Origin of the sequence: Streptomyces winkii (genome assembly GCF_032248595.1) — a bacterium.
In the GTDB taxonomy this organism is placed as follows: domain Bacteria; phylum Actinomycetota; class Actinomycetes; order Streptomycetales; family Streptomycetaceae; genus Streptomyces; species Streptomyces winkii.
On record NZ_JASTTH010000004.1, the window covers coordinates 72736 to 91057 of the forward strand.

Annotated in this window: 15 protein-coding genes; 1 reads left to right on the forward strand and 14 read right to left on the reverse strand. The window is 69.2% G+C overall.

The window, feature by feature from the left end; all coding sequences use genetic code 11:
* Positions 1 to 21: 21 nt before the first annotated feature.
* The 14 genes from QQM67_RS12465 to QQM67_RS12530 form a co-directional block, all read right to left on the reverse strand.
* On the reverse strand, positions 22 to 1539 hold the full coding sequence (locus QQM67_RS12465) for a GMC family oxidoreductase (RefSeq protein ID WP_314173833.1): 1518 nt from the start codon (positions 1537 to 1539) through the stop codon (positions 22 to 24).
* A 31-nt stretch (positions 1540 to 1570) separates the two neighbouring features.
* A complete protein-coding gene (locus tag QQM67_RS12470; protein WP_314173834.1) occupies positions 1571 to 2983 on the reverse strand; it encodes an aldehyde dehydrogenase family protein in 1413 nt (470 codons plus the stop codon).
* 129 nt (positions 2984 to 3112) lie between these two features.
* Complete coding sequence (locus QQM67_RS12475) at positions 3113 to 4066, reverse strand: AraC-like ligand-binding domain-containing protein (protein WP_314173835.1); 954 nt, start codon at positions 4064 to 4066, stop codon at positions 3113 to 3115.
* Positions 4067 to 4268: 202 nt separating this feature from the next.
* Positions 4269 to 5246 carry a helix-turn-helix domain-containing protein gene (locus QQM67_RS12480; protein ID WP_314173836.1) on the reverse strand — a complete coding sequence of 326 codons (978 nt, stop codon included), beginning with the start codon at positions 5244 to 5246 and terminating at the stop codon, positions 4269 to 4271.
* Between the two features lie 242 nt (positions 5247 to 5488).
* A complete protein-coding gene (locus QQM67_RS12485; protein ID WP_314173837.1) occupies positions 5489 to 6223 on the reverse strand; it encodes an SDR family NAD(P)-dependent oxidoreductase in 735 nt (244 codons plus the stop codon).
* A 1-nt stretch (position 6224) separates the two neighbouring features.
* The gene (locus QQM67_RS12490) at positions 6225 to 7322 is read right to left on the reverse strand and encodes a 2,3-butanediol dehydrogenase (protein ID WP_314173838.1); all 1098 of its coding nucleotides are present in this window, start codon (positions 7320 to 7322) and stop codon (positions 6225 to 6227) included.
* The gene (locus tag QQM67_RS12495) at positions 7319 to 8641 is read right to left on the reverse strand and encodes an MFS transporter (RefSeq protein ID WP_314173839.1); all 1323 of its coding nucleotides are present in this window, start codon (positions 8639 to 8641) and stop codon (positions 7319 to 7321) included. Before QQM67_RS12495 ends, QQM67_RS12490 begins: the two co-directional genes overlap by 4 nt.
* Before the next feature lie 30 nt (positions 8642 to 8671).
* Complete coding sequence (locus QQM67_RS12500) at positions 8672 to 9205, reverse strand: 2,4'-dihydroxyacetophenone dioxygenase family protein (protein WP_314173840.1); 534 nt, start codon at positions 9203 to 9205, stop codon at positions 8672 to 8674.
* Positions 9206 to 9544: 339 nt separating this feature from the next.
* Complete coding sequence (gene hpaD / locus QQM67_RS12505) at positions 9545 to 10549, reverse strand: 3,4-dihydroxyphenylacetate 2,3-dioxygenase (RefSeq protein WP_314173841.1); 1005 nt, start codon at positions 10547 to 10549, stop codon at positions 9545 to 9547.
* Positions 10549 to 12033 (reverse strand): 5-carboxymethyl-2-hydroxymuconate semialdehyde dehydrogenase, encoded by a 1485-nt coding sequence (hpaE, locus tag QQM67_RS12510; RefSeq protein WP_314173842.1) that lies wholly within the window; start codon positions 12031 to 12033, stop codon positions 10549 to 10551. The genes hpaD and hpaE overlap by 1 nt, the downstream gene beginning before the upstream one ends.
* 6 nt (positions 12034 to 12039) lie before the next feature.
* A complete protein-coding gene (gene dapA, locus QQM67_RS12515) occupies positions 12040 to 12966 on the reverse strand; it encodes a 4-hydroxy-tetrahydrodipicolinate synthase (protein WP_314173843.1) in 927 nt (308 codons plus the stop codon).
* Positions 12963 to 14399, reverse strand: coding sequence for a fumarylacetoacetate hydrolase family protein (locus tag QQM67_RS12520; protein WP_314173844.1), 1437 nt, complete (start codon positions 14397 to 14399; stop codon positions 12963 to 12965). The genes dapA and QQM67_RS12520 overlap by 4 nt, the downstream gene beginning before the upstream one ends.
* A 14-nt stretch (positions 14400 to 14413) precedes the next feature.
* Entirely contained in the window at positions 14414 to 15865 is a 1452-nt protein-coding gene (hpaB, locus tag QQM67_RS12525) for a 4-hydroxyphenylacetate 3-monooxygenase, oxygenase component (protein WP_314173845.1), read from the reverse strand.
* Between the two features lie 40 nt (positions 15866 to 15905).
* Positions 15906 to 16469: a flavin reductase family protein gene (locus QQM67_RS12530; RefSeq protein WP_314173846.1), complete on the reverse strand. Its 564-nt coding sequence runs from the start codon at positions 16467 to 16469 to the stop codon at positions 15906 to 15908.
* A 447-nt stretch (positions 16470 to 16916) separates the two neighbouring features.
* Between QQM67_RS12530 and QQM67_RS12535 the strand changes: the two genes are divergently transcribed.
* Positions 16917 to 18317 carry an MFS transporter gene (locus QQM67_RS12535; RefSeq protein WP_314173847.1) on the forward strand — a complete coding sequence of 467 codons (1401 nt, stop codon included), beginning with the start codon at positions 16917 to 16919 and terminating at the stop codon, positions 18315 to 18317.
* The last annotated feature ends 5 nt before the right edge of the window (positions 18318 to 18322 follow it).

The window sequence follows — 18322 nt, forward strand, 5'->3', positions numbered from 1 at the left end:
CCCCGGAAGGCGCGCGGCGGCTCACTCCGCCAGCAGGTACGACGCGCCTTTCTCGCCGATCAGCGCGGTCGGCGCGTTCGTGTTGCCCGAGACGATGGCCGGCATGATGGAGGCGTCGATCACGCGCAGACCCGTGAGGCCCGCTACACGGAGCTGTGGGTCGACGACGGCGTCGTCGCCGATGCCCATTCGGCACGTGCCGACTTGGTGGTGGTAGGTGATCGCGGTCTTGCGCACCCACGCCTCGATCTCGTCGTCGGCATACTCGGGCCCCGGGTACAGCTCACGGGCACCCCACTCCTCCGCGAGGGCGGGAGCGCGGCCGATCTGGCGACACTGGCGTACCGAGGCCACGAGCGATGCGACGTCCCGCTCGTCCTCCAGTGCGCCGAGGTCGATCGCCACCCGGTCGTACGGGCCCGGTCCCGTCAGGGTGACCGAGCCGCGGCTGCGCGGAGTGATGAGGCCCGCCATGAGCGAGAAGCCGTGCCCGGGTCCCTCCATCCACGGCTCGTACATCGGCACGCTGAAGTTGATGGGCTGCGTGTCGGGCACCGGCAGGGACGGGTCGCTGCGCCAGAACAGGTGTGTCTGGGTGACCGACACGTTCGGCTGCGGCGGCGCGACCTCCCGTACGTCGGTCGTGAAGATCACGGGTGAGAGCAGGTGGTCGTGCAGGTTCTTGCCGACGCCGGGCAGGTCCCGCACGGGCTCGATCCCGAGGTCCCGGAGTTCCCCGGCCGGTCCGATGCCCGACCGCAACAGGATGCGCGGCGAGTCGAGCGTGCCGGCCGAGAGCACCACGGTGTCGGCCTGCGACTGCACAAGCGCGCCACCGGCCTCGTACTCGACGCCGACGACGCGGGGCCCGTCGAGCAGGAGGCGGTGCACCCAGGCTCCGGTGCGCACCTCGAGCAGGTCGCTGTCTTCGACAGGGCGCACGTACGCGGTGTAGCTCGTGAGTCGTGTCCCGCCCCGGACGGTGATCTGCTGCTGAGATATGCCGTCGATGACCTCGCCGTTGTAGTCCGGGTTGTAGGGGATGCCCGTCTGCACGGCCGCATCGATGATGGCCTGCTGGATGGGCACGAGGCCGGCGTCACCGGCCACGTCGATGAGCCCACCGCGGCCGCGCAGAGTCGAGGGAGCGCCGTGCCAGTTCTCGATGCGGCGGAACTCGGGCAGGACGTCGTCCCAGCCCCAGCCCTCGCATCCCCGGGCGGCCCAGCCGTCGTAGTCGGCGGGAAGTCCGCGCACCCAGATCGCGGCGTTGAGCGAGTGCGACCCGCCGAGCACCTTTCCGCGGGGCAGGTGCAGTCGGCGACCGTCCGCGTGCTCCTGCGGGACCGTGTAGTAGTCCCAGTCCTCGGGCCCGTGCCAGAGAGTCCCCATCCCCGCTATGTCGTGGATCATCGGGTTCTCGTCGCGCCCTCCCGCCTCGAGCAGCAGCACGCGACGCCCCGCGTCCACGAGCCGCCTGGCGACGACCGATCCGGCTGTGCCGGCACCCACAACGATCGCGTCGAATGTCTCCGTCATCACCGGTCTCCTCGTCCCGTGTGCCGTGCGGTCATCGCGCGATCACCTTGGGCGCGGCGACGGCCTTCAGACCATGCGCCCCGAACTCCATCCCGTAACCAGAGGACTTGATGCCACCGAACGGCACGAGCGGGTTGAGGGCGCCGTGCTGATTGATCCAGACGGTGCCTGCTTCGAGCCGCTCAGCCACTGCCAGCGCGGCGTCGGGGTCGTCCGACCACACCGAGGCGCCGAGACCCTGCTCGCTCGCGTTCGCCCTCGCTATGGCGTCGTCGACATCGGTGTACCGGATGACCGGGATCGCGGGTCCGAACTGCTCCTCGTCGACCAGTGACGCCCCGTCCAGGATGTCCGCGACGACAGTCGGGCGGTAGAACAGCGGCCCGAGCTCGGTCGCGGGTTCGCCGCCCGTGACGATGCGGGCGCCGCGCCGGCGGGCGTCATCGACGAGCCGACTGACGATGTCGAACTGCTTCCTGTTCTGGAGCGGGCCGAGCACGTTGCCCGGCTCGAGTCCGTTGCCCATCGGCATACGCCCCGCCATACCCGCCAGCGCGTCGACGACCTGCTCGTAGAGGGAGTCATGGACGTACAGCCGCTTGAGGGCGGCGCAGGTCTGGCCGGTGTTGATGAAGATGCCCCAGAACAGGTTCTCGGCGATCGACTCGACGTCGGCGCTCGGCAGCACGATGCCGGCGTCGTTGCCGCCGAGTTCGAGTGTGAGCCGGGCCAGGTTGTGCGCCGAACTCTCCACGATCCTGCGTCCTGTCGTGGTCGAGCCCGTGAACATGATCTTGTCGACGTCGGGGTGTGCGGCGATCGCGGCGCCGACCTCGCGATCGCCGGACACCGCTGTGAGCACGCCCTGCGGCAGGTGGCGGTTGAAGACCTCGACGAGCGCGAGCACCGAGAGCGGGGTGTACTCGCTCGGCTTGACGACGACGGCGTTGCCCATGCGCAGTGACGGGGCGATCTGCCAAACGGCGATCATCATCGGCCAGTTCCACGGCCCGATCGCGCCGACGACGCCGAGCGGGGCGTAACGGAGCTCGGCGCGGCTGTCTCCTGCCTCGACGAGAACTTCGGGTTCGAGCACGGTGTCGGCTGCGTTGCGCGTCCACACCGCGCAGGCGCCCACTTCGAAGCGCGCGTTGGGCCCCTCGAGCGGCTTGCCCTGCTCGCGAGAGAGGAGGACGGCCAACTCCTCGCTGTGCGCCTCGATGTCGTCCGCGATCTCGTTCAGAATGCGGCTCCGCCCGGCGTGACCGCGTCGGGCCCATGCGGCCTGCGCCTTCCGTGACGCCTCGATCGCAGCATCGAGGTCCGCGACGGTGTGCTCCGGCGCGTAGCCGATCGTTTCACCCGTGGCCGCATCGGGGATCGCACGTCCGGCATCCGGCGGGACGGTGATCAGGTCCAGCAGGGCGCCGGTCGCCTCGGACATGGGATCCTCCTCGATCACGTGAGCAAGGGGCTCATTGTCGGATCGAGGCTCCGCGCCCGGTTTGCCTTCTGTGCAGAGGAATTGACGCCGAGTGCAGAGAATCGGTGCGCGGTGTGCGGAAGGGCCGAGTCAGGCGTGCTCGCGGCGCACGGCCGAAGGCGGCACCCCGAAGTGAGCGCGGAAGGCACGGCTGAAGTGGGTTGCGTCGGCGAAGCCGTGGGCGCGTCCGATGGCAGTGACCGGTCTTCCGTTGAGCAGTGGATTGACGAGTTCGTCGTAGCACCGCTCGAGTCGGCGGGTGCGGATCACGGTCGAGACCGTCGTGGACTGATCGCTGAAGAGCGCGTGAAGGCGCCGGACGGAGATGAAGTGAGCAGCAGCTATCTGTGCGGGGCACAGATCCGGCCGCGCGAGGTTTTCGTCGATGTAGTCGAGAATGCGGCGCCGCAGGGCGTCGTGATCGCCTGCGGCGGAAGCGCTCGGAAGGCTGTCCTCAAGGAGAGTGCCAACCAGCTCGAATGCCGTGCGGAACAGGCGCCGGGCCATATGGCCGTCGACTTGGCCGAGTTGGTGCGAGAGGGCGCTGAGGTAGGGACGGACCATGGCGCCGACGCCACTCGTGCCGTCGAGCCGTACGGCTGTGAGACCGGCGAGCAGACCGGCCGGAATGTCGAGCAGCTCCCTCGGAAACATGACGACCGACATGCGGGCCCAGTCGTCGAACAGGAACGAGTAAGGCTTGTCCGTGTCGTAGAGCGCCATGTCGCCGGGCCGGAGTTCGGTCTCGCGACCGTCCTGGACGATCATGCCGGTGCCTTGCTCGATGAGTGAGAACTTGAAGTACTGCTGCGGTGCCCGGTCGATGAGGACGGGGGTGCGGTGGACCGCGTGCGCGTCGGCATGCATGTCGAAGAGGTGGATGTCACCGGTGGTTCCTGCCCTGAGCCGTCCGCGGAAGCGGTCGGGCTCTCCCGAGTGGAGATCGAGTGAGACGACAGCATGTGAGACCTTGGCGCGATACGCCGCGAGATCCTGCAGATCCTCCGGCGGACGGGTAGAGAAGCGACGGGGCTGGTCAGACATCATCATCCCTCACCGAAATGTCACGGTTTCCGCGACCTGACCAAGCCGGACGAGCCGGCCCGGGCCGATCTACCAGGAGCCGGCAAAGCACGAGGGCATCCCCGCCATGCGGGGAGTACTCGACCCTGATCACGCCGTGTTTGCAGCTGTGGGCCCCGGATGCGGAATCGGGGCGACGTTGTTGGCAGGTGCCCGGCCACCGCTAGGAGCGAGGACGTGCGGCGGCTGGACGTACTTCGCCGGGAGTCCGCCCGAACCGCTCACGGAACACCCGGGTGAAGTGCGCCTGGCTGGCGAAACCCCAGTGGTGTGAGACCTCCGCAACCGTGAGGTCGCTGGAGCCGGTGCAGGTGAGCTGCTCGCGGGCCTTCACCAGCCGCTGCTCGAGGATGTGGCGTGACGGGCTCACGCCGGTCGGTTCGAAGATCCGGCTGAGGTGCCGGGTCGACACCCCGACCGCTTCCGCTACCTGCTCGGCGCACAGCCGGGGGTCGCGCAGGTGCCGGTCGACATAGTCCTTGGCGACGGTCAGTTGGGAGAGCCGGCCGGGAGACACGGAACGGTCGTCCAGAAGCGGCGTGGCGAGTGATCGGACGAGGTCCAGCACGATGGTCTCGGTCTCCGCCGGGTCATCGGCGCCATCCCGCGCCCGCGCGACCGAGTCGGACAGCGTCGACCGCAGCGTGGAGATCAGTGCGCCTTCAGCTGCCGAGTCCCTGCGGAAGAGGATCGGTGCCGATACGTCGCCCTCAGCGCAGCGCTGGCGGAACACCTCGCGGGGGATGTCCACCAGCAACTGCCGCATGGCTGAGGGAAATCCGAACAGGTACGAGCGGCGGGTGTCGTAGAGCACCAGGTCACCTGCCTCCAACAGGAGGCAGCCACCCGCGTGGAAGAACACCCCTTTCCCGGCTGTCAGCAGGGTGGCGAATACCGAGTCCTTCGGATACGCCCGGCAGGTTCGCGGCGTGCGCTCGATGACGTGTTCGTTGCCGGCGATTTCAGCCATCCGAAGGTCGCCGAGCTCGATGTTGGTCTCCGAGGCCAGCAACCCCTGATCCGAATAGGGCGAGCAAGTCAGTCCCACCAGCGCTCGCCGGTTGTGGTCCTCCCAGAAGTCGACCCGGTCCGCGGGGTCGACGGATCTCGTCGACACGGTGGAGACAGCGTGTACGGGCATGTCGGCCTCCTTACCGTGCGCATGCTTCGCGCTGCTTGGGATGCAGGCGGAATCGTGCGGGTGCCCAGCAGGGTAGAGCGAGTGGCGCTGGGGGGTACATACCCGAGCGCCCGTAGGGTTCGCCGGTGCGAGAGTCCACATCACCGCCGGGGCAGGGCCAAGCCTTCCGGCACCAGCCGGCGCCCGAAAACGGTCGAGGGTGGGATGGCGCCCGGCGCCGGCGGCAGCAGGCCGGCCGGAGGTCAGACGGCCAGATATCCCCCGTCGACCGGCAGGATGGCTCCGTTGACGTAGGCGGCGGCCGGCGAGCACAGGAACGCGATCGCGGTGGCTATCTCTTCCGGTCGGCCGAACCGGCCGAGCGGGACACGGGCCAGCACCGCCTGCGCGGCGTCCGGATCGTCCATGACGCCGCGAGCGAGCGGGGTGGTGACGAAGCCCGGTGCGACCGCGTTCACGCGGACACCGTCCGCGGCGTACTCGGCGGCCAGGGAACGGGTCAACTGGGAGACGCCGCCCTTGCTCGCGCTGTAGGCGGGCCGGTCCCGGCTTCCGAAGAAGCCGAACATCGACGAGACGGTGACGATGCTCCCGGCGGTCTGAACGAGCAGCGGGCGCGCCGCCTGGCAGGCCGCCATCGTGGCGCTGAGATTGACGGCCAGCACGTGGTCCCAGGCAGCAACGTCGTACTCGTCGCGGTCCCGGCTGACACCGGCGCAGGTGACCAGGTGGTCGAGGCGGCCGCATGCCGCGATCCGGCGGGCGAGCCCGTCGCGATCGGTGACGTCCTGGTCCGCGACGTGCACCCGTTCATGCCGAGGCAGTTCGTCCGGCGACGCCGGAAGCAGCCCGAGCGCGTGCACGTCGGCGCCGAGCTGGGCGAAGAGGACAGCCGTTGCGGCACCGATGCCGGAGGTCCCTCCGGTGATCAGGACGCTTCGGCCGGCGAAGGAGTCGGGCAGCATTCCGCTGGTCACGTCAGGCTCTCCTTTCCGTGGGCGGCCGTGGTGCTCCGGTACCGGGGCCCGCAGGGTCCACGAGGATCTTGATCTGCTTTCCTGCGTCTTTCCGCAGCGCTTCGAAGCCGTCGGTGATCACGTCGTCGAGGGCCACGGTCGAGGTGACGACGGGTGTCAGGTCGAGGCCCCTCTCCCCCACGAGCCGGATGAGCTCCGGGTAGGTGTCGCGATAGCCGACGCTCGCAACAATCGACTGCTCCTTGTTGACCAGGGCGAAGGCGTCCAGGCGTACCTCCTGAGCCAGTCCGACGAGGACGACCCGTCCGCCGCGCCGGGTCGCATCGAGGCAGGTGCCGAGGGCGGCCTCGGAACCGGCCACCTCGAACGCGACGTCGACGCCTTCCCCGTCGGCGAGTTCGCGCATCCGCTCCCCCGGAGCGTCCGCACGGCCCGCGTCGATGAGGTCGGTGGCGCCGAGCCGTGCGGCGATGTCCAGTCGCTCCGGGGAGAGGTCCGCTGCGATGATCCGCCGTACGCCGCGCTCGGCGGCAAGCAGCACGGTCAGCAGGCCGACCGGTCCGAGACCGACGACCGCTACTTCGCGGGGCGCTGGGCCGGCGCGCCGCAAGGCGTGCAGGGCGACCGAGGCAGGCTCGAAGAGAGCGGCCTGTTCCATCGGAACGCTCGCAGGGAGCCGGTGCACCATGTAGGCGGGGACGACGGCGTATTCGGCCATTCCACCGTCGCCCATCAGGCCGGCGAATCCGAAGTGCCGGCAGATGTTGTACTCGCCGGCCCGGCAGCGTGGACAGACACCGCACCGGTAATTCGACTCGATCGCCACCTGGTCACCGGCGGCGACCCCGGTCACAGCCGGCCCGAGGGACAGGACCGTCCCGCAGAACTCGTGGCCGAGGACGAGCGGTGCCTTCGTGCCGGAGGCCGGGTGCGGCTCGGTGACCGGGATGGCATGCGGCCCGTCGGCGTACTCGTGCAGGTCGCTGCCGCAGATGCCGCAGAAGGCCACCTTGAGGAGTACCTCGCCAGGCCCCGGTTCGGGAACTGCCACGTCCGCGATACGGACGTCCTGGGCTCCGTACCAGACCGCGGCCCTCATTCGGCCGTTCCGGCCGCTGCCTTAGGAGCGGAAACGCGGGCCGCTCGCCGGCGCAACACACGCGGTGCGGTTTCCCGAAGCCCGCAGGAGAGCAGCACGACGGCGACCGCTCCGCCGGCGGAGATGAACATCGCGGCTTGCAGACCCCAGGCATCCGAGGCGCGTCCGGCGATCATGGGGGCGAGGAAACCGCCGGCGAGTTCGCCGACTCCCATGACGAGACCGAGCGCCGTGGCCAGCGCGCCGCGGGGCACCGTTTCGGCCGGGATCGTGGCCATGAACAGGGTGAAACAGCCCAGCCCGGTGTAGGTGAACACCACGACCAGCGCCAGCGCCAGCGGGTCGGCGACGTACACCACTGCCACCGGGCAGAGTGCCGCGACCGCCGAAAACACGATCATGGTGGGCTTGCGGCCTATGCGGTCGGAGATCGCGGGAGTGAGGAACCCCCACAGGACCCACGCCACCCCGAAGCAGGTCATGACAGCGCTCATGGTGCCCGGGGAGAAGCCCTTGACGGTCTGCAGATAGGTGGGTGTGAAGGTGATGATGACGATGAACCAGGTGAGGTAGCAGCAGGCGGCCAGCACGCACAGCACGATGTTGCGGTGCCTCAGGACTTCCCGCGCCGACACCTTGGGGGTGGCCGGGCCCGCAGCGGCATCGGGCTCGCCACCGACGCGCGCCTTGCCGCCCGGTGGCGTCTCCCGCACCGACTTCGCGATCCAGGCCGCGATGAGCAGGCCCGGGACGATCGTCACCAGGAAGGCCGTACGCCAGCTGTGCTGCTGAGCGATCCACACCACGGCCAGCGGGGCGACGATCCCTCCCAGCAGCCCGGCCGACGAGCCTTGAAGCAGGCCCATGTTGAGGCCACGGCGGTGTTCCCGTGACGCCTCCACCATCAGCGACTGCGACAGCGGCAGCACCGCGCCCTCCGCCACCCCCATGAGCGCTCGGGCGACGAGCAGGCCTGCGAAGCCGGCCACCAGCCCGCCCGCGGCCGAGAAGCAGGAGAAGAGCACAACAGCCGCCACCAGAATCGGCTTACGCCTGCCCAGACGGTCCGACAGACGGCCGGCCACCATCCCCGACAGTGCCCAGGTGAGCGCCAGCACCCCGGAGAGCGTGCCCAACTCGGTGTTGGACAGGGAGAATTCCTTGTTGATGAACGGTGCCAGGAAAGACAGCGCCTGGCGGTCGAAGAAGACGAACCCGAAGGACAGGAACAGGATGAGCAGCAGCCGGTTCTCATAGCGGTGCGCTTCGCCCACGGTGAGTGGGACCGCTGTGCCGGGGCGGTTATCGGTACCGGTCATGGTGACCTCTGGTAATTGGGAGAAGCCGGATCATCGGAACAGGGAATCGACGGTCTCGGCACCGAGTCCGACCTCGTCGTAGTGCTTGCGGCACATCTCGATGTAGTCGTGGACGTCGAAGTAGCCGGCCGTCTCGCCGTTCTCGTCCAGCCAGATCAACGGCCCCTTGACGATGAACAGCGTCTTCATGGGCTCGTCACTGTCGTAGGCGACCAGGGTGTGCCCCTCGCCCGGCGCCTCGTAGACGAAGTCACCGGCGTGCGCGGTCCAGGGCCGCTCGAGATAGCCCCACTTCCCGGAGATCGTGTAGGCGAACACCTCGTGCGGGTGGTAATGCCGGTTGACCAGCCCCGCCTCTTTGGCCCGCAGAATGTCGGACCACGTGTTGTCCTTCACGTTGATCCACAGCGGACGCGAGCCGACAGTCTCCGTGAACGGTACGTAGTAGCGATCGTCATCCGTGGCCACCTGAGAGAGGTAGACCTCGGGCAGCGCGTCCGGCTTGAAGGAGTTCTGGATCGGCTTGAGGCTCTTCCAGAATTCGCTGCCGGCTTCCTCGGGCATGGTGCTCTCCATTCGCCTCTGTCGGTTTCTGGAAGTGAACCGTGAGAGGAGAGGCGCGTCTTTCCCACGCGAGACATCACCGTTTGCCGATTCCGGACACGTGGACGTCGCACCGGCGGCAGCTCAGCGGGGCGAAAGGACGGTCCCCTCGAAGCTCAAGTGCCGCCACGCACGCGGCTGGACGGTCTGCCGCGCCATGAGCAGTCGCACGGCGTTCCGCCCATCTGCACTCCACGTCCGCAGATGGGCGGCCCGGACTTGGCGAGCGAGCAGGAGGCCGGTCGGACGGCTGAGCGGCGAACTCGGCCGGGCTGGTTGTCCCGTTCGTCCAGCCCCTCCTCAGCCGAGTCCGTCGGCGCCGACGGCGACAGCGGATTCGTCGAGAAGGGCGTCGGTGACGGGTTGGGGCCGGCCGTCGAGGTCGAGGACGGGGGTGGCTTCCTTGTACCAGGATTCGATGACGGCGTTGCCCCAGAAGTCGCGGCGGCGGTCGTCGTGGACGTTCCAGCGGTACGTCTGGTGGTCGGGGTCGCCGGTGTAGTAGTCGCTGGTGTAGATCTCGACCCGGTGGCCGTCGGGGTCGCGGAGGTAGACGTAGAAGGCGTTGGAGACGCCGTGCCGTCCGGGCCCGCGTTCGATGTGGCGTTCCTTGTGGAGGGCGCCGAAGATGTCGGCGGTGCGCAGGACGTTGTGGGATTCGTGGGTGGCGACGCCGATGTGGTGGAGGCGTGGTCCGGCGCCGCCGGTGAAGGCGACGTCGTGGACGGTCTGTTTGCGGTACATCCAGGCGGCGTAGAGCTCGTGCTGGTCGCCTTCGATGGTCTCGGAGCAGCCGAACCCGAGGTTTTCGTAGTGGGCGTAGGCGGCGGGGATGTCGGGCGTGCAGATGTTGAAGTGGTCGAGGCGGGCGATCTCGGCGCCGTGGTGGAGGTCGTAGCGCTGGATGAGGCGTTCGGCGTGGTCGATCTCGTAGAAGAACTCGACGGGGAAGCCGAGGGGATCGATGACGCGGACGGCGTCTCCGATGCCGGGGGTGCCGTCGCCGGCCTTGATGCGGCGGGTGGGTCGGCCGAGGGAGTCGAAGTAGCTCTTCGCCTTGTCGACGTCGTCGGGGGTGCGGACGCGGTACGCGAGGTGGTCGAGGGCGGGGGTGCCGCCTTGGCGGAGGACGAGGGAGTGGTGGGTGAGTTCGTCCATGCCGCGCAGGCACAGAGTGGCGTCGTCTTCGTACTGGATGTGGAAGCCCAGCATGTCGGCCCAGAACCAGCGGGCCCGTTCGATGTCGGTGACGACGAGTTGGGCGTAGGCGGAACGGACGACGTCGGGGGCGGCGGCCTTGGTCATCAGGAGGTGCCTCCTCCGAACTTGGGGGTGTGGACGTGGCCCATGGCGACGTGGACGATCTTGGACTCGGTGTAGAAGTCGACGGAGTGGGCGCCGCCTTCGCGGCCCACCCCGGACGCCTTGACGCCGCCGAACGGCGTCCGAAGGTCGCGGATGTTGTGGGAGTTGACCCAGACCATGCCGGATTCGACGGCGTGGGCGAGGCGGTGGCCCCGCTGCAGGTCGCTGGTCCAGATGTAGGCGGCCAGCCCGTACTGCGTGGCGTTGGCGAGGGTGATCGCCTCGGTCTCGGTGTCGAAGGGGGCGACGGCGACGACGGGGCCGAAGATCTCCTCTTGGAAGATGCGGGCGTCCTGGGTGACGCCGGCGAAGACCGTGGGCTGAAGGTAGTTCCCGTCGGGAAGGTGGTCGGGCCGGGTACCGCCGGCGAGGAGCGTCGCTTCCTTGCGTCCGATGTCGACGTAGTCGAGGACGCGTTGGTAGTGGTCGGGGTGGACGAGGGCGCCGACTTCGGTGACGGGGTCGGAGGGCGGCCCGACCCTCACTTGCTCGGCCCGGTGGGCGAGGCGCTGGGCGAATTCGTCGTAGACGGTGCGTTCGACGAGGACACGGGAGCCGGCAGTGCAGCGTTCGCCGTTGAGGGAGAAGACGCCGAAGACGACGGAGTCGAGAGCGGCATCGAGGTCGGCGTCGGCGAAGACGACGACGGGTGACTTGCCTCCCAGCTCCATGGAAGTGGTCTTCAGATGGTCCGCGCTGGAGCGCAGGATGTGGCGGCCGGTGCTGGTGGAGCCGGTGAAGGAGATCCGCGGCACGTCGGGGTGGTCGACCAGGGCTTGGCCGGCCTCTTCGCCGACGCCGTGGACGATGTTGACCACCCCGGCCGGGAGGCCGGCCTCGGCGAAGATCTCAGGCCACAACGAGGCCGACAGCGGGGTCCATTCGGCCGGCTTCAGCACGAGGGTGCAGCCGGAGGCGACCGCCGGGGCGAGCTTCCAGGACTCCAGCATGAACGGGGTGTTCCACGGCGTGATCAGCCCGGCGACGCCGACGGGCGTGCGTACGACGTAGGAGAACTGGGAGTCGGCCTGGCGGAAGGCCTCTTCGCCCAGGGCGACGATGACGTCGGCGAAGTAGCGGAAGTTCTCCGCTGCCCGCTTGGCCTGGCCCTTGGCCTGAGTGATGGGCAGGCCCGAATCGAAGGACTCGAACTGGGCGAGCTGCTCGTGCCGGGCCTCGACCGCGTCTGCGATCCGGTTGAGCATGTTCGCCCGCTCGCGGTTCGAGATCCCCTTCCACGCAGGGAACGCGCTGCCGGCGGCAGAGACCGCACGGTCGATGTCGGCCTGCGATCCCCTGGCGGCTTGCGCGTAGGGGGTGTTGGTGACGGGATCGGCGACGTCGAAGAGACGGCCGTCTGCCGAGTCGAGGAGTTCGCCGCCGATCCAGTGCCGGATGCGGGTGGGGAGGTTGTCGATCGTCATCAGCAGTTACGCTCCGATCTGCCGGGTGAGGTCGCCGCCCTCGGCGAGGAGGGTGCGGATGCGCGCAAGTCCCGCTTCGGTGGGCTGCACCAGTGGCGGGCGGACGTGGGCGGAGGCGATGCGGCCTTGCCGGGCCAGCACCCACTTGGCCGGTGCGGGGTTGGTCTCCACGAAGAGGAGGTCGACCAGGGGGTGCAGCGCGTAGTGGATGTCCCGCGCGGCCTCGAAGTCTCCGGCCTCCCACAGCTCGTACATCCGGGCCACCGCCTGCGGCGCGAGGTTCGCCGCCGCGGAGACGAAGCCGGAGCCGCCGAGGGCGAGGAGGGGCAGGCAGAGCAGTTCGATGCCTGACCACACCAGCAACTCCCTGCCGCAGGCGTGCAGGACGCGGGAGAAGTGCTCGAAGTCCTTCGTGGTCTCCTTCACCCCGACGAAGTTGTCGAACTCGGCGAACAGCCGCCGGACGGTGTCGGGGGCGATGTCGACCGCCGTGCGGGAGGGCACGTTGTAGGCGACGACCGGCAGGCCGGGAAACTCCCGCGCCACCGTCGCGTACCACTGGTAGAGCCCTTCCTGAGTGGGCCGCGCGTAGTACGGGGTGATCACCAGGACGGCGTCTGCGCCCGACTCCTTTGCGGCCGCGGTGATTTCGAGGGTCTCCCCCAGCGTGTGGGAGCCGGTGCCCGGCAGGAACGGCACGCGGTCGCCGATCTCCTCGGCCACCGTCCGTATCCCGGCGATGCGCTCCTGCACGGACTGGGCGGACGGCTCACCGGTCGATCCGCCGAGGGAGATGCCGTGCGAGCCCGCTTCGAGCTGGAAGCGCACCAGGCCGCGCAGGCTGTCGTGGTCGACGGCACCGGTGCCGGTGAAGGGAGTGACGAGCGGGGCGATCGAACCCCGGATGCCGGAGGGGTCGCTGCGGAACTTCACGCGTCTGCTCCTTCTTCCTTGCACCACTTCTCGTACTGCTCACGCCAGGCGGGACCCAGGGGGTACAGCTCGTCGACGCTCTCTCCGGCACGGACCTGCTCGGTGATGAAGCGCTCCTGCCGTTCCTGCTCCCGGCAGTCGGCGGTCAACTCTCCGGCCAGGTCCGGCGGTACGACCACGACGCCGTCCGCATCACCGACCAGCAGGTCGCCGGGCTGCACCAGCGCTCCCCCGCATCCGACCGGGATGCCGGTGTCCCACGGAACATGGCGGCGTCCCAGCACCGAGGGGTGGGCGCCGGCCGCGTAGACCGGCAGGCCCAGCTCGGCGATGGCGGCGCTGTCGCGGACGGCGCCGTCGGTGACGACCCCGGCCGCACCCCGCTTCTGTGCCCGCAGGGCGAGGATGTCGCCCAGCGTGCCGGCGGCGGCATCCCGGCGGGCGTCCATCACCAGCACATGGCCCGGCTGGATCTCCTCGATGGCACGCTTCTGCGCGTTGAACCCGTTGCCGTACCGCTTGAAGAGGTCCTCCCGCAGCGGCAGATACCGCAACGTGTGCGCCACGCCCACCATTTGCCGGCCTGGCTGGACGGGGCGTACCCCGTCGATCGACATGTGCGGCAGGCCCCGCTTACGCAACTGCGCGCTCAAGGTGGCCACCGCCACCGACCGCAGCCCCTCCTCCAGGCGGGGATCGAGCACCGGCTCCGGCGTCCATGCGGCCCCCCATGCGGCGGCGCGTTCGGCGGCGTCCACCCGAGGCATCGCCCCGAACGGCTCCAACGCGGGCGCCTCAGCGACCGGGTTGCGCAGCCGACCCGTGGACAGCTGTCCCGCAGTGACCTCGACCTCGACCACGTCGCCGGGCCGCACCACCGACGCCCCGGCGGGCGTGCCGGTCAGAATCACGTCGCCCGGTTCCAGGGTCACCAGCCGCGACAGGTCCGCGACCAACTCACCGAAGGGAAACAGCAGATGCCCGGTCGTATCGTCCTGCGCCACCTCACCGTTGACCCACGTGCGCAACCGCAGCCCGGCCGGATCCACTTCGCCGGCGTCCAGCAGCCGTGGCCCGAGCGGTGTGAACCCGTCGGCACCCTTTGAGCGCAGATTCGAGCCCCGGTCGGCGTACCGCAGGTCGTACAGGCCTGCGTCGTTCGCCGCCGTCACCCACCGCACATACGACCAGCCCTCGTCGGGCGGGACTCGCTGTGCGCGCGAGCCGATCACGAGAGCGATCTCGCCTTCGAAACCGAGCAGTTCACACCCGGCGGGCCGCTCCAGAGCTTCCTGCGTACCTGCCAGTGACGACGGCGGTTTCAGGAAGTACGAGGGCTGCGAGGGCGCCCTCCCCCGCTCCCGTGCCCGGCTCGAATAGTTCAGATGCACCGCGATCACCTTCGACGGCGCTGTCCCGAGTGGATGTGTCATGTCGGCGCCCCCGTTCAGTCGCGGTCGAGGAAGGCCTGGACGCGGGCCTTGTACGGTTCGCGGTCGTACGACTTGACGTAGGCGCCGGCCATCCGCACCGGATCGCCGAAGAAGTAGTACTCGTACAGCGCCTGGCGGCTGGAGAACGCGGAGATGCAGGTGTCCCAGACCAGCCTGAAGAGCCTCACCCGCTCGGGTCCGGTCAGGGTGGCCGACTGCAGGTAGGCCTCGATGTCGGCGGCGGCGGGACCGGTGACGTCGAGTTCGGTCGGGGTCGCCATCAGGCCGGACGCGCCGAGCTTGCGCAGGATCTGCGGAAAGCGCTGGTAGAGCTTGGGGTAGAGGTTGCGTGCGGCGTTGAGTGGCGCGAACGCCGGGGTCAGCACGCCGAATTCGTTGATCTCGGCGTCCGCCTCCGCCGCGCGCAGGAACGCACGCAGCGTCTCCAGCGTTGCGATGATCTCCGCGATGTCCTCCTGTACGTGCTGGAACTGCTCCAGACCGATGGCCTCTGTCAGCAGGGAGACCAGGCCGAGGATGTACTCGGTCTTGGCCGAGGTGCGTGTGACGACCTGGTGCGTCATGTGCACCTGGGCGGAGGTCCGGGAATAGAAGCCGTTGCACAGTTCGGGGTCGCCGAGCACGAAGCAGCGCTCGTACGGGACGTGGACGTCGTCGAAGACGACGACGCAGTCGGACTCCTCGAAGCGCGAGCCGAGCGGGTGGTCGTGGCGCGGCCGGTCGTAGTCCAGCGGCTCGCGGGCGATGTAGCGCAGGCCCGCGGTGTCGTTGGGGACGGCGAAGGCGTAGCTGTAGGGCTTGTCCTCGGGGGTGCCGCGCAGCACGGTCGAGGGGAAGACGAGCATCTCGTCGGCGAACGGGGCGATCGTGGCGAGCATGCGGGCGCCGCGGATGACGACGCCGTTGTCGTCCTCGTCGACGATCCTGGCCGACAGCTTGCCGCCGCCCTGCTCGGTGCCGGCGACGGAGCGGTTGACCTGCGGCGGGATGAGGGTGTGGGTGCACAGCAGGTCCTCTTCGCGCACCTTCTCGAAGTAACGGCGGATGTTCTCGCCGAACTCGGGCCGGGACTGGGCGAACCAGTCGGCCGCCGAAGCAAGCGCCATCAGCGAGCTGTTCATGTAGTCGCCGGTGCGTCCCAGCATGCCGTTGCTGTGATCGGCCCAGATCTTGAACGCCTTGCGCCGCTTGACGAGGTCCTCGGGGGTCTTCGGGGTGAGGAACGACGTGCCGACCGGTTCGCCTGAGGCCGGGGATGTGCAGGTGAGGACGTCCCTGTGCTCGTCGGCGTGCTGGAGGTCGTACAGCTCCGCGTACGTACGGACCACGTTGCGGAACGCGGGATGGTCCTGGACGCCTCCGGTGAGGGTCTCGCCCTGGATGTGCACGGTGGGGCGGGAGGCGGACAGCCGCTCCAGATATTCCTTGCCGGTGCGCGCGGCCATGTTCCTGCTCCTTGGTGTGCGGGGTGGGGGCCCGGTGGGCTCAGATGAGGTGTTCGATGCCGTCGGTGGACTGGGCCGCGGTGCCGAAGCGGCTCCAGGCGTAGGTGAGGGCGTCGCCGTCGCGGTATCCGAGATCGGTGACGCATCCGATGACGAGGGTGTGGTCACCGCAGCTGTACGAGCGCCAGGGCTCGCACTCGAACCAGGCGAGCGGGTTGTGGAGTCGCGGGATGCGGGCGCCGGGAACCCACCGCGGTTCGGCTGTGCCGCGCGAACCTGCGAAGAGGCGGGCCAGCGGCTCCTGTTCGGCGCCGAGGACGTTCACGCAGAACGGCTGGCCCGTCAACTGGTCGTGGCAGCGGGCCCGTTGGGCCACGCTGATCAGCACCAGAGGAGGATCGGCGGAGACGGACGTGAAGGAGTTCATCGTGGCGCCGCGTGGGTCACCGTGCCCGTCGGGGCCGCCGTCGGTGTAGGTCACCACGGTGACGCCGGTAGCGAAGCGGGCCATGCAGGCTCGCAGGGCGCCGGGGCCGGGCGGGAGTCGGCCCCGGTCGGCGCGGCCGTCCCGTACGGGGGCGGGTGGAGGGGACTTGAGGGACATGTGCGAACTCACCTGCTCTGGAGCGAGTGGTGGGGCGAAGAAGCCGGTTGAGTGGCGCTGACAGAACCGGGGCGCACGGGACGCCCCCGGCGGGCGGGCCGGGGCCGCCCCGTACAGGGGTGGGTTCGGGGTGTCAGACGGGATGGCGTCGGAGGTCGACCGCCGCTCCCCGGGGTGCCGGAAAGGACGCGGCAAGTGGACCGGATCAAACAATCAAAGCTTTGATTAATTTGACGTTAGCGACGGCGCACCGACGCTGTAAACCCCTCTGCGGCCCTCGCGGCGAAACTCGTCGCGGCCGCCCGCCACTTCTTGTCAGGTCGCAATCCGTCGCCTACCTTGTCCGCTCGCGGTCGTCGAGTCCGGGTGCGGACTCCGCGCCGCCGGCCGATCCGTGGGCGGACGGCTCGGCTCCTTGTCCCGCATTCAATGTTCAAGGAGCCTCACATGGTGCGTACTCCCGCACGTTCATCCAGGGCCGCCGCCTCCGCGGCCGCGCCCCCCACCGCGGGCCCGAGTCCCTCCGGCATGCGCCGCGTCGTGGCGGCCAGCTTCATCGGGACCGCGGTCGAGTGGTACGACTACTTCATCTACGGCACGGCCGCGGCCCTGGTCTTCGGGCCGCAGTTCTTCCCCCAGCTCTCCACGACCGCAGGCACGCTCGCCTCCTTCGCGACCTACTCGGTCGGCTTCGTCGCGCGCCCCTTCGGCGGCATGGTCATGGGCCACTTCGGCGACCGCATCGGCCGCCGCGCGATGCTCGTGCTCTCGCTCACCGTGATGGGCCTGGCCACCACGGCCATCGGGCTGCTGCCGACCTACGACACCATCGGCGTCTGGGCGCCCGCGCTGCTGGTCCTGCTCCGCTTCGTGCAGGGCCTGGCCGTCGGCGGCGAGTGGGGCGGCGCCGTCCTGATGGCCGTCGAACACGCGCCGCCCGGGAGGAAGGGCTTCTACGGCAGCTTCCCGCAGATGGGCGTGCCCGGCGGCCTCATCCTCGCCAACCTCGTCTTCCTCGCCACCTCCCACGGGCTGGGCGGTACCGCCTTCGCCGCCTGGGGCTGGCGCGTGCCGTTCCTCGCCAGCTTCGTGCTCGTCGTAGTCGGCGTGGTCGTCCGGCTCGGGACGGCGGAGAGTCCCGAATTCCAGGCAGCACGCGAAGACCCCGTACACGAACAAGGGGTACGGCAGGTGGAGGTCGCAGAGCCCGCACGGCTGCCAGTACTTGAGGTGCTGCGCCAGCAGTGGCGGGACGTGGTCCTCGCCGGCGGCACCTTCATCGGCAACAACGCGCTCGGCTACATCTTCATGGCGTACACGCTCTCGTACGGAAGCACCGAACTCGGCCTCGACCGCGACCTCATGCTCGTCCTGGTGCTGATCGCCGCCGCCGTCTGGCTGGTCACCACGGCCTGGTCGGCGGCGCTGTCGGACCGGTTCGGCCGCCGCCGGGTGTTCGTCGCCGGCTCGGTGGGACTGCTGGTCTGGTCGGCCGCCTTCTTCCCCGTTGTCGATCTCGCGTCTATGGCGTCCATGCTGACCGGGCTGGTCGTGATGGCGGTCGTACTGGGCTTCACATACGGGCCGCAGGCGGCGCTCTTCGCCGAGCTCTTCCCCGTCCGGCTGCGCTACAGCGGCAGCTCGCTCGGCTACCAGCTCGGCGCGATCCTCGGCGGCGGCATCGCCCCCACGGTCGCCACCGCCCTCTACGGCATCGACGAGGCGACGTGGCCCATCACGCTCTACCTCGTCCTCGTCGCGGCCTTCAGCCTCGTATGTGTCCTGCTGCTGAACCGGCGTCCGAGCGTGGGAGCGGGCACGGCGGCCGTCGAAACTGCGGCCACCTAGACTCC

Coding starts and splice junctions, on each gene's coding strand:
- QQM67_RS12475 (WP_314173835.1), bottom strand. CDS start 4,066: ATGTCTGACCAGCCCCGTCGCTTCTCTACCCGTCCGCCGGAGGATCTG.
- QQM67_RS12470 (WP_314173834.1), bottom strand. CDS start 2,983: ATGTCCGAGGCGACCGGCGCCCTGCTGGACCTGATCACCGTCCCGCCG.
- hpaE (WP_314173842.1), bottom strand. CDS start 12,033: ATGACGATCGACAACCTCCCCACCCGCATCCGGCACTGGATCGGCGGC.
- QQM67_RS12535 (WP_314173847.1), top strand. CDS start 16,917: ATGGTGCGTACTCCCGCACGTTCATCCAGGGCCGCCGCCTCCGCGGCC.
- QQM67_RS12530 (WP_314173846.1), bottom strand. CDS start 16,469: ATGTCCCTCAAGTCCCCTCCACCCGCCCCCGTACGGGACGGCCGCGCC.
- QQM67_RS12490 (WP_314173838.1), bottom strand. CDS start 7,322: ATGAGGGCCGCGGTCTGGTACGGAGCCCAGGACGTCCGTATCGCGGAC.
- hpaB (WP_314173845.1), bottom strand. CDS start 15,865: ATGGCCGCGCGCACCGGCAAGGAATATCTGGAGCGGCTGTCCGCCTCC.
- QQM67_RS12520 (WP_314173844.1), bottom strand. CDS start 14,399: ATGACACATCCACTCGGGACAGCGCCGTCGAAGGTGATCGCGGTGCAT.
- QQM67_RS12495 (WP_314173839.1), bottom strand. CDS start 8,641: ATGACCGGTACCGATAACCGCCCCGGCACAGCGGTCCCACTCACCGTG.
- hpaD (WP_314173841.1), bottom strand. CDS start 10,549: ATGACCAAGGCCGCCGCCCCCGACGTCGTCCGTTCCGCCTACGCCCAA.
- QQM67_RS12480 (WP_314173836.1), bottom strand. CDS start 5,246: ATGCCCGTACACGCTGTCTCCACCGTGTCGACGAGATCCGTCGACCCC.
- QQM67_RS12465 (WP_314173833.1), bottom strand. CDS start 1,539: ATGACGGAGACATTCGACGCGATCGTTGTGGGTGCCGGCACAGCCGGA.
- QQM67_RS12500 (WP_314173840.1), bottom strand. CDS start 9,205: ATGCCCGAGGAAGCCGGCAGCGAATTCTGGAAGAGCCTCAAGCCGATC.